General features: G+C 69.4%; 1 protein-coding gene. It reads left to right on the top strand.

Features of this window, described 5'->3' with window-relative positions:
• Positions 1–15: 15 nt before the first annotated feature.
• Positions 16–343, top strand: a 328-nt coding sequence (locus tag A6V29_RS10385; RefSeq protein WP_283956352.1) for an arabinosyltransferase domain-containing protein, incomplete at its 3' end; no start/stop codon positions are given.

The following is a 343-nucleotide window of genomic DNA, read 5'->3' as shown; positions in this document are numbered from 1 at the left end:
GCGCATTCGGACAAGGTGACCGGTAAGTTCGTCGGGCTCACGCAAGGCCCCAAGGACGCCAAGCCCGGACAGCCACGTGCCGGGGAGCGCGGCGGTTACGACTTCCGGCCGCAGATCGTCGGCATCTTCACCGATCTATCCGGCCCCGCACCCGCGGGCCTGAAGCTCTCGGCCACCGTCGACACCCGGTACAGCAGCTCGCCCACCGTCGCCAAGCTCATCGCGATGATCCTCGGCGTCCTGCTCACCGCTGTCTCGCTGGTCGCGCTGCACACGCTGGACACGGCCGACGGCCGCAGACACAAGCGCTTCATGCCCGAGGGCTGGTGGAAGCCGCGGCCGC

This window comes from Blastococcus sp. CCUG 61487 (assembly GCF_005222955.1).
In the GTDB taxonomy this organism is placed as follows: Bacteria; Actinomycetota; Actinomycetes; order Mycobacteriales; family Geodermatophilaceae; genus Blastococcus.
Note: the sequence above shows the minus strand (reverse complement) of the source record. Positions and strands in the feature narration are given on the sequence as shown.